Genomic DNA, 9,740 nt, shown 5'->3' on the forward strand with positions numbered 1-9,740 from the left:
CCGTCCCCATCGCGGGGGAGGGCTCTTGGTACCGGCCCAAGCAGGCGATGGGGATCGAACCGAGCGGGGCCTGGCTGGCCTGGCGGGCGGATCGTCGCGGGAAGCGGGTCTCAGAAGGATCCAAGGCCCGGGACGGACGGACGCGAGACAGCCGGGGTCGACGGGGCCGGAACGTTCAAACCGGCCTGTTCCAGGATCAGTCGGAGTCGCCGACGGCCCCTTCCGGGCGACTTTGATCCTGCCCGCCCGAGGGGGAACGTCGACCGGGATGAAACAGGCCCTCAGTCGCCGTCCCTCGGTCAAAACGGTTCGGCGGAGCGGTCAGGTCTAGCCGAAACGCACACACAAAACCCACGGTCATCCAGGCTCGGCCCGAACCGCTCCGCGCCTCCCCAACCACTCGTTGCGCAAGCCCGAGGTCGAAAAGCCGTGCCTGCGAAAGACCCCCTCAGTCGCTGCGCGACAGCTCCCCCAGAGGGGGAGCATCTGCGCGGACTAGATCCTCCCCCTCTGGGGGAGGTGGCCCAAAGGGCCGGAGGGGGACCGCGCTCACCACACAAAAGAAAGGGCGGCTGGATTGCTCCAGCCGCCCTTCGTGTTTCACGTGAAACACCAAGCTTAAGTGTTCATGCTCTGGAAGAAATCGCCGTTGGTCTTCGACTGGCGCATCTTCTCCAGCAGGAACTCGATGGCGTCCGAGGCGCCCATCGGATTGAGAATGCGGCGCAGGACGTAGGTCTTCTGCAGCTGATCGCGCGGGGTGATCAGCTCTTCCTTGCGGGTGCCGGACTTCAGCACGTCGATGGCCGGGAAGATGCGCTTGTCGGCGACCTTGCGGTCCAGGACGATTTCCGAGTTACCGGTGCCCTTGAACTCTTCGAAGATCACTTCGTCCATGCGGCTGCCGGTGTCGATCAGGGCGGTGGCGATGATCGACAGCGAGCCGCCCTCCTCCACGTTGCGCGCCGCACCGAAGAAACGTTTGGGACGTTGCAGGGCGTTGGCGTCGACGCCGCCGGTCAGCACCTTGCCCGAGGACGGGACGGTGGTGTTGTAGGCGCGGCCCAGGCGGGTGACCGAGTCCAGCAGGATGACGACGTCGCGCTTGTGCTCGACCAGGCGCTTGGCCTTCTCGATGACCATCTCGGCCACCTGCACGTGGCGGGTCGCCGGTTCGTCGAAGGTCGAGGCGATGACCTCGCCCTTCACCGTCCGCTGCATGTCGGTGACTTCTTCCGGCCGCTCGTCGATCAGCAGGACGATCAGATAGCACTCGGGGTGGTTGGTCTCGATCGACTTGGCGATGTTCTGCAGCATCACCGTCTTGCCCACCCGCGGCGGGGCGACGATCAGGCAGCGCTGGCCCTTGCCCAACGGGGCGACGATGTCGATGACCCGGCCCGAGCGATCCTTGATGGTCGGATCGGGCAGTTCCATGTGCAGGCGCTCTTCGGGATAGAGCGGCGTCAGGTTGTCGAAGTGGACCTTGTGCTTGACGTTGTCCGGGCTCTCGAAATTGATCTTCGAGACGCCGGTCAGGGCGAAGTAGCGTTCGCCTTCGCGCGGCGAGCGAATGGCGCCTTCGATGGTGTCGCCGGTGCGCAGGCCGAACTTGCGGATCTGCGAGGGCGACACGTAGATATCGTCCGGACCCGGAAGATAGTTGGCTTCCGGCGAGCGCAGGAAGCCGAAGCCGTCCTGCACCACTTCCATGGTGCCCGAGCCCGAGATCTCCACGCCTTCCTCGGCGAGGGTCTTCAGGATCGCGAACATCATGTCCTGCTTGCGCATGGAGTTGGCGTTCTCGACCTCGAAGGTCTCGGCGAAGGCCAGCAGGTCGGCCGGGGACTTCTCCTTCAGCTCCTGCAGGGACATGGTCTTCAGGCCCATGGCCGCCACGGTGGCGCTGATCTCGGAGTCGTCGTCGCCTTCGTCGCCATTGACGGGCGGGGTCTCGGCGGCCGGCTCGACCGTCGTGTCGACGACGGGTTCCAGCGCGAGGCCAGGTTGGTTTTCGGTTTGGTCGGTCATAGTGACACTCAACGTCGCTCGGCCCGCGAGGGCGCGAGCCGGGCCTTGGTTCTAGAACGGACTCGTCGCGGCGAGGCGGCGAGCGGGTCGCGCCATGACGACGGCGCGTATCGATCGGGGGACAGACCTTCGAAGCAGGAGCTCCGGGGGCGCGTCAGGACGAGCGCCGGTCCGTAAGAGGCGGGAACACGCCGCGAGGCGACATGTCTCCCGGATGGGAACCACAAGCGGCCTCGCCGGTCAAGCAAAGCCGCCGGGCGACCACCGAGTCTCAGTGGCCCAGGAACTTGGTCGTCACCGACAGCACGATGACGATGGCCGCCAGGAACGGCAGTTCGTTGGTCATCCGCCAGAACTTCTCCGAGCGGGTGTTGGTCCCGGCGGCGAACTGGCGGCGGGCCTTGGAGACGAAGCCATGCCAGGCGAACAGGAAGACCAGGGCGGCGATCTTGGTCAGGGCCCAGGGCTTGAGGAAGAAGTCGTGGCCCAGGCGCTGGGTGTCGATCATCGCCAGCAGCAGGCCCATCAGCAGGGCCAGGATCATCGCCGGATTGATGATGATCCGCAGGGTCCGCAGCTCGGCCAGCTTGAACACCGCGTCCATCTCCGAGCCCGGCTCGGTCTTCATGTGATAGACGAACAGGCGCGGCAGGATCAGCATGCCGGCGATCCAGGCCATGACGAAGATGATGTGCAGGCCGCGGATCAGGTCGAAATGGCCGGCCAGGAAATCCATCATGCGCGGGCTCCTTTGGGTTCTCCGCAGCGCCAGGCGCAGTCGATCTTGCGATGCTCGGCGACGATCGCCTGCTGGACCAGGCCGCCCAGGCCGCGAATGAAGGCCGGCGTCACGCCCAGGGCCGGCACGCGGACATAGGCCGGGCAGCCCGCCTTCGTCGCCACTTCACGATACTCGTGGTCCAGCTCGACCAGGGTCTCGATGTGCTCGGACACGAAGGCGATGGGGGTGACCACCAGCGCCAGGCCCTGCTGGCCGGCGGCGCGGATCTCGTCCTCGGTCGAGGGTCCGATCCATTTCATCGGTCCGACCCGGCTCTGGTAGGTCACCCGCCAGTCCCAGCCCTCGCCCAGCCGGGCGGCCACCGCCGCGGCCGTGGCCTCGACCTGGCTCTGGTAGGGATCGCCGGCCAGGATCACCTTTTCCGGCAGGCCGTGGGCCGAGAACAGCAGGCGGGCCCGACCGGGACGTCCCGCCTGGTCGTAGGCGGCCCTGATCAGGTCGGCATGGGCCTGGACCAGATCCTCGTCCGCCGGATAGCAGCAGACCGTCGAGACCCGGCCGGGACCTTTGCGATAGGCCCGCTCCCAGGCTTTCAGCGACGAGCCGGTCGTGGTCGACGAATATTGCGGATAGAGCGGCAGCAGCACCACCTCGTCCGGAGCGAAGGCCTCGACGGCCCTGGCGGTCTCGTCGGTCAGCGGCTTCCAATAGCGCATGGCGATGAAGCAACGGGTCTCGGCGTCCGGGAACCGCGCGGCCAGGTCGGCCTCCAGCGCCCTCGCCTGCTTTTCGGTCTCCGGCAACAGCGGCGAGCCGCCGCCCATCAGGGCGTAGTTTTCCTTGGCCAGTTTTGCGCGCGTCGCGGCGATCAGGGCGGCGATCGGATAGCGCAGCGGAGCCGGCAGGCCGATGATCGCCGGATCGCGGAACAGGTTGAACAGGAACGGCCGCACCGCGTCCGGCCCGTCTGGCCCGCCCAGGTTGAACAGGACGACGGCGATCTTCCGTTTCGTCCCCATCACGCTGGTCATTTCCCGGTGACCCGGGCCAGCACCGCCTCGACGTGGGCGATCGGTGTGTCGGGCAGGATGCCGTGACCCAGGTTGAAGATGTAGGGGCCCTGCCCCCACTGTTCCAGAAGCTGGTCGACCCGCGCCAGCAGGGCGTCGCCGCCGGCCCGCAGCAGCAGCGGGTCGAGGGCGCCCTGGATGGCCTTGGTCTTCTGGATCGCCTGGCCCAGCGCCGCCGAGGCCTGGGTGTCCAGCGCCACGCCCTGGACGGGCGCGACCTTGGCGTAGGTCTCGACCAGGGCTCCGGCCCCACGCGGGAAGCCGATCACCGGCGTGGTCACGCCCCTGGCCCGCAGGCCCTCGACGATGGCGGTGTGCGGACGGGTCACCAGGCGGTCGAACAGCGGTTCGGACAGGCCTTCGGCCCAGCTCTCGAACAGCTTCAGCACCTGGGCGCCCGAGGCCGCCTGCATGGCCAGGTAGTCGATGGTGGCGTCGACCAGAACCTGGATCAGGGCGTCCAGCTGGTCGGCGTTCTGGTAGGCGAAGGTCCGCGCGCCGGAGCGATCGCTGGAGCCGCCCTCGATCATGTAGGTCGCCACGGTCCAAGGCGCGCCGGCGAAACCGATCAGGGTCCGCTCGGGCTCCAGGGCCGAACGCACGCGGTTCAGGGTCTCGCCCACCGCGCCCAGCGCCTGGCCGGCCTGGCCCGTCAGCTCGCGCATCGACTCGATCGACGGCAGCTCGCCCAGCCTGGGCCCCTCGCCGGCCTCGAACCACACCTTCTGGCCCAGGGCCTGGGGGATCAGCAGGATGTCGGCGAAGACGATGGCCGCGTCGTAGGGAAACCGTCGCATCGGCTGCAGGGTCACCTCGGCGGCCTTCTCCGGGTTCAGGCAGAAATCGATGAAGGTCGGCTCGGTCGCCCGCACGGCCCGGTACTCGGGCAGGTACCGTCCGGCCTGCCGCATGAACCAGACGGGCGGCCGTTCGGCTTTCGCGCCGTCGAGCACGGAAAGGAGCTTGGGTTTCGGGAGCGAGGTCATGCTGGCCTTAAATCCCGTCAGGCCCGTGGGCTCAAGCCCGTATCTCCCCGGAGGCCTTCTTCCCTTCTTCCTTCTTTCTTTAAGAAGATTTTAAGGAAGATTGTAGGAGATGGTGAGCAAGTGCCTAACGGGGAAAACCCGTTCGCGACGCTGCCTGTCACCTGCCCGTCACAAAACCATCCAAGCTCGGCCCACATGTGGGCGCGGGCCTGTGAACTTTGGGGATAGCTCGCTAGAGCTTCGAAATTCCTAATGAAACGTTAAGATGGTGAACGGCGCCGTAACCATGAGCGTCCGCTCATCCCCGGTTTGGGGGAATCGGATTCGCACGGGCTGTGAAGACGATCGGAGACTGGGGATTGTCCGCGATCAACGCGACCGTTTAACACAGGGGCAGTTCGACGCACCGTAACGAGCCGGGATTCACCCCCGCTCATCCCCAGGGGCCAGGCCAGTGGTTAAGCAACCGTTAACGGATGATCCACAGGAAACCGGCGCCCCCGAGGGAGAAAGGAGCGCGCCGCGCTTCGCGACCTATTTCCATATCCACCTGGTCTCGGACTCGACGGGCGAGACCCTGAACGCCATGGCCCGGGCCGTCTGCGCCCGTTTCACCGACATCCTGCCGATCGAGCACATCTACGCCCTGGTGCGCTCGACGCGCCAGCTGGACCGGGCGCTGGAGGAGATCGCCGGGGCTCCGGGCGTGGTCATGCACACGATCATCGACGCTGGCCTGCGCGCGGCGCTGGAGGAAGGCTGCCGGCGGCTGGAAATGCCGTGCATCGCCGCCCTGGACCCGGTGGTCAGCGCCATGTCGCGCTATCTGGGCGCGCGGATCTCCACCCGGGTCGGCGCCCAGCACGCGCTGAACAATGACTATTTCGATCGCATCGAGGCGCTGGACTACGCCATCGCCCACGACGACGGCCAGGGCGGCCAGGACCTGACCCAGGCCGACGTGATCCTGGTAGGGGTGTCGCGCACCTCCAAGACCCCGACCTGCATCTACCTGGCCCACCGCGGCGTGCGGGCCGCCAACGTGCCGCTGGTGCCGGGCCGGCCGCCGCCCGACGAGCTGTTCACCCTGAAGAACACCCTGATCGTCGGCCTGATGACCTCGCCCGAGCGGCTGATCCAGATCCGCCGCAACCGCCTGTTGTCGCTGAAGGAGAACCGCGAGAGCGACTATATCGACACCGACGCGGTGCGGCAGGAGATCATCGCCGCCCGCCGGCTGTTCGAGCGCCAGGGCTGGCCGATCATCGACGTCACCCGCCGCTCGGTCGAGGAGACGGCGGCGGCGATCATCAACCTGCTGTCGGGCGGCCGCGGCCAGGTCGAGGTGCTGGGATGACCGCCTCACCGCTCACCCCCGTCACCCTGGCGTCCAAGAGCGCCGCTCGCCAGGCGATCCTGCGCAACGCCGGCGTCGCGTTCGAGGCCGTCGGCTCCGGCGTCGACGAGGACGCCGCCAAGGCCGGCCTGCTGGCCGAAGGGGCCTCGCCGCGCGAGGTCGCCGACGCCCTGGCCGAGCTGAAGGCGTTCAAGGTCTCGACCAAGCGCCCCGGCCTGGTGATCGGCTCGGACCAGACCCTGGAGCTGGACGGCGTGCTGTTCGACAAGGTCGACACCGCCGAGGCCGCCCGCGAGCGCCTCCTGGCCCTGCGCGGCAAGGTCCACAAGCTGCACTCGGCCGTGGTCGTGGCCCGCGACGGCCGGCCGATCTGGCGCGTGGTCGAGACCACCCGGCTGTCGGTCCGCCAATTCAGTGACGCCTGGCTGGACCGCTACCTGGCCCGCAACACGCCCGACGTCCTGTCCTCGGTCGGCTGCTACTTCCTCGAGAGCGAGGGGGTGCAGATGTTCGACCGCATCGACGGCGACTATTTCGCCATCCTGGGCCTGCCCGTCGTCGGCCTGTTCGACTTTCTTCGCCTGCATGGAGCCCTTGAGGCATGAGCGCCTCTCTACAAAGAATTGGGGGAGCGGCCATCGTGGCGGGCGTGTGCGGCCGGCCGATCCGCCACTCGATGAGCCCGGTGATCCACAACGCCTGGATCGCCGCGGCCGGGCTGGACGCGGCGTACGTGCCGTTCGCCCCGGGCGAGGACCGCTTCGAGACCTTCGTCGAAGGCCTGCGCGGCGGGGCGATCCGGGGGCTCAACGTCACCATCCCGTTCAAGGAGCAGGCCCTGGCCTGCGCCGACCGCTGCAGCGACCTGGCCAGGCTGGCCGGCGCCGCCAACCTGCTGGTCTTCGAGGCTGACGGGACCATCGTCGCCGACAACACCGACGGCCCGGGTCTGATCGACGCCATCGCCGTCCAGGCGCCGGGCTTCGATCTGACGACCTCGCCGGTGGTGATCCTCGGGGCCGGCGGCGCGGCCCGGGGCGCGGCGGCGGCCCTGGCCCTGGCCGGCGCGCCCCGCGTCAGCGTCGTCAACCGCACCTTCGCCCGGGCCCAGGCCATCGCGACCTCGATCGGCGGGGTGGTCGAGGCCGCGTCGGACGACGAGCTCGACGCCCTGCTGGCCCAGGCTGGCCTGGTGATCAACGCCACCTCCCTGGGCTTGGGCGGCGGGACCGGCCCGGCGGCGCGCCTGGACCTGACGCCGGAGACGGCCGTGGTGGTCGACATGGTGTACAAGCCGCTGCGCACCGAGTTCCTGCGCCGCGCCGAGGCCGCCGGCCGCCGGACGGTGGACGGGCTGGAGATGCTGCTGCGCCAGGCGGTCCCCAGTTTCGAAGCTTTCTTCGGCGTCGTCCCGCCGGTCGAGGTCGACGTCCGGGCCCTGGCCCTGGCCCAGCTGGGCGAGGCCGCGAAGTGATCGTCCTGGGCCTGACGGGCTCCATCGGCATGGGCAAGTCGACGACGGCCCGGATGTTCGTCGATGAGGGCGTGCCGGTCTACGATTCCGACGCGGCGGTGCACGCGCTCTACGCCAGCGGCGGGGCGGCGGTCGCTCCGGTCGAGGCGGCCTTTCCCGGCGTGGTGGTCGACGGAGCCATCGACCGCACCCGGCTCAGCGCGGCGGTGATGGGAAACTCCGAGGCCCTGGCGATGCTGGAGTCGATCGTCCACCCCCTGGTCGGCGCCCACCGGATCGGGTTCTTCGAGGCCGCGCGGGAGAAGGGGGCCGACATCGTCGTGCTGGACATTCCCCTGCTCTACGAGACCGGCGGCGAGAAGAAGGTCGACAAGGTGGTGGTGGTCTCGGCCCCCGCCGACGTCCAGCGCCAGCGGGTCCTGGCCCGGCCGGGCATGGATCCCGCCAAGTTCGAGGCCATCCTCGCCCGCCAGACGCCGGACGCCGAAAAGCGCGCCCGGGCCGATTTCGTGATCGACACCGGCCGGGGCCTGGACGCGGCCCGCGACCAGGTCCGCGACATCCTGACTCGCCTGCGGGCCGCGGCCCCGCTTGAAGGCGGCGGCGAACAGGCTCATTGAAAGCCGATGGCGCGGGAAATCATCCTCGATACCGAAACCACCGGCTTCGACCCCAAGACCGGCGACCGCCTGGTCGAAATCGGCTGCATCGAGGTGGTCGACTACATGCCCACGGGCCGGTCGTTCCACGAATATTGCGACCCGCTGCGCGACATGCCGGCCGAGGCCGAGAAGGTGCACGGCCTGTCGTCGGCCTTCCTGACCGGCAAGCCCAAGTTCCACGAGATCGCCGACCGGTTCCTGGAGTTCGTCGGCGACAGCCCGGTGATCGCCCACAACGCCGGCTTCGACCGCAGCTTCGTCAATTTCGAGCTGGAGAAGTGCGGCCGCGCGCCGGTGCCCGAGAGCCGCTGGGTCGACACCCTGGCCCTGGCCAAGAAGCGCTTTCCGGGCATGTACAACTCGCTCGACGCGCTCTGTAAGCGTTTCAAGATCAGCCTCGACAGCCGCGACAAGCACGGCGCCCTGATCGACGCCCACCTGCTGGCCGAGGTCTATCTCGAGCTGCAGGGCGGCAAGGAGCGGGCGCTGGAGCTGACCCAGGTGGTGACCGCGACCGCCATCTCGGCCGCCCGCGCCGGATCGTACGGCGCGCGCCCCCGGCCGCTGGCCCCGCGCTCCACCGAGGAAGAACGCCAGATCCACGCCGCCTTCGTGCAGAAGAACCTCAAGGACAAGGCCGTCTGGCTGCAGTTCGGGGTGGGGGTCGTGGTCGAGGGCTGATCGAGTTGTCATCCCGCAAGCCTCGCAGAGGCTGTCCGGGATCCAGGGGCGAAAACCTCGTCCTTCGACAAGCTCAGGATGAGGTTTTCGAGCGCCCAGGCCCGCACAATGGTCCTCATCCTGAGCCTGTCGAAGGACGAGGACGACGCACGGCCTTGAATATCGATCCGCCCTAAGGGGCCATGGCGTCGGCGCGGCTTTCCAGCAGGCCCGGCCGATGCGACTTCACCTCCGCCCGCAGCGCCAGCAGGTTGGTCTTCAGCCGACCCGGCGGCGTTCGGCCGAGAAGCTCGTCGATCTTGGCCACCAGGGCGTCGTTCATCAGCAGCGCGGCCTGGACGCTTTCGATCATCAGCACGCGAAGCTCGTTGGCTCGGCGGATCTTGCGGCGACGGGGCGGCTTGGACTTGGGCATGGGAGTCTCCGTTCCTGGAAGGTTTGCGGCGGGCGCGGCTTCGCGGCTCACGCGGAAACCGCTGAGGGGATGAGGAGGCGCGGAGCGGCCGGGCCAGGCCCGGAGACCGTGAGTCGTGTTTGTGCGTTTCGGCTTGGACTGACCGCTCCGCGAAACCGTTTTTCTCAAGGGACGTCGACTGAGGGCTTGTTTCATCCCGGTCGACGTTTCCCCTCGGACGGGCAGGATCAAAGTCGCCCGGAAGGGGCCGTCGGCGACTCCGACAGATCCTGGAACAGGCCGGTTTGAACCTCCCGGCCCCGTCGACCCGCCTGTCCCGCCA

General features: G+C 68.2%; 10 protein-coding genes. 5 read left to right on the top strand and 5 right to left on the bottom strand.

The genetic code is table 11. The annotated features are described in order from the left end of the window. Window positions 1-618: 618 nt before the first annotated feature. From rho to hemE, 4 genes are all read right to left on the bottom strand, one after another. A complete protein-coding gene (gene rho / locus BM066_RS25325; RefSeq protein WP_089931180.1) occupies window positions 619-2,031 on the bottom strand; it encodes a transcription termination factor Rho in 1,413 nt (470 codons plus the stop codon). Window positions 2,032-2,302: 271 nt separating this feature from the next. After that, a complete protein-coding gene (locus tag BM066_RS25330) occupies window positions 2,303-2,770 on the bottom strand; it encodes a CopD family protein (RefSeq protein WP_089931182.1) in 468 nt (155 codons plus the stop codon). Beyond that, complete coding sequence (gene hemH, locus BM066_RS25335; protein ID WP_089931197.1) at window positions 2,767-3,792, bottom strand: ferrochelatase; 1,026 nt, start codon at window positions 3,790-3,792, stop codon at window positions 2,767-2,769. Before hemH ends, BM066_RS25330 begins: the two co-directional genes overlap by 4 nt. 8 nt (window positions 3,793-3,800) lie before the next feature. Continuing rightward, complete coding sequence (hemE, locus tag BM066_RS25340; protein WP_089931184.1) at window positions 3,801-4,829, bottom strand: uroporphyrinogen decarboxylase; 1,029 nt, start codon at window positions 4,827-4,829, stop codon at window positions 3,801-3,803. 454 nt (window positions 4,830-5,283) lie between these two features. On the opposite strand from hemE, the gene BM066_RS25345 reads away from it, so the two are divergent. Genes BM066_RS25345 through dnaQ form a run of 5 tightly spaced genes read left to right on the top strand, consistent with a single transcriptional unit; the run spans window position 5,284 to window position 9,003 of the window. After that, on the top strand, window positions 5,284-6,186 hold the full coding sequence (locus tag BM066_RS25345; RefSeq protein ID WP_089931186.1) for a pyruvate, water dikinase regulatory protein: 903 nt from the start codon (window positions 5,284-5,286) through the stop codon (window positions 6,184-6,186). Next, the gene (locus tag BM066_RS25350) at window positions 6,183-6,791 is read left to right on the top strand and encodes a Maf family protein (protein WP_089931188.1); all 609 of its coding nucleotides are present in this window, start codon (window positions 6,183-6,185) and stop codon (window positions 6,789-6,791) included. The genes BM066_RS25345 and BM066_RS25350 overlap by 4 nt, the downstream gene beginning before the upstream one ends. Beyond that, window positions 6,788-7,660 (top strand): shikimate dehydrogenase, encoded by an 873-nt coding sequence (gene aroE / locus BM066_RS25355; protein ID WP_089931189.1) that lies wholly within the window; start codon window positions 6,788-6,790, stop codon window positions 7,658-7,660. Before BM066_RS25350 ends, aroE begins: the two co-directional genes overlap by 4 nt. Further along, window positions 7,657-8,280, top strand: coding sequence for a dephospho-CoA kinase (coaE, locus tag BM066_RS25360; protein WP_089931191.1), 624 nt, complete (start codon window positions 7,657-7,659; stop codon window positions 8,278-8,280). The genes aroE and coaE overlap by 4 nt, the downstream gene beginning before the upstream one ends. Before the next feature lie 6 nt (window positions 8,281-8,286). Next, entirely contained in the window at window positions 8,287-9,003 is a 717-nt protein-coding gene (gene dnaQ / locus BM066_RS25365; RefSeq protein ID WP_089931193.1) for a DNA polymerase III subunit epsilon, read from the top strand. A 172-nt stretch (window positions 9,004-9,175) separates the two neighbouring features. Here the strand turns inward: dnaQ and BM066_RS25370 are convergent, their stop codons facing one another. Further along, on the bottom strand, window positions 9,176-9,418 hold the full coding sequence (locus BM066_RS25370) for a hypothetical protein (RefSeq protein ID WP_089931195.1): 243 nt from the start codon (window positions 9,416-9,418) through the stop codon (window positions 9,176-9,178). Window positions 9,419-9,740: the final 322 nt, after the last annotated feature.

The organism is Caulobacter sp. UNC279MFTsu5.1 (genome assembly GCF_900114015.1).
Lineage (GTDB): Bacteria > Pseudomonadota > Alphaproteobacteria > Caulobacterales > Caulobacteraceae > Caulobacter.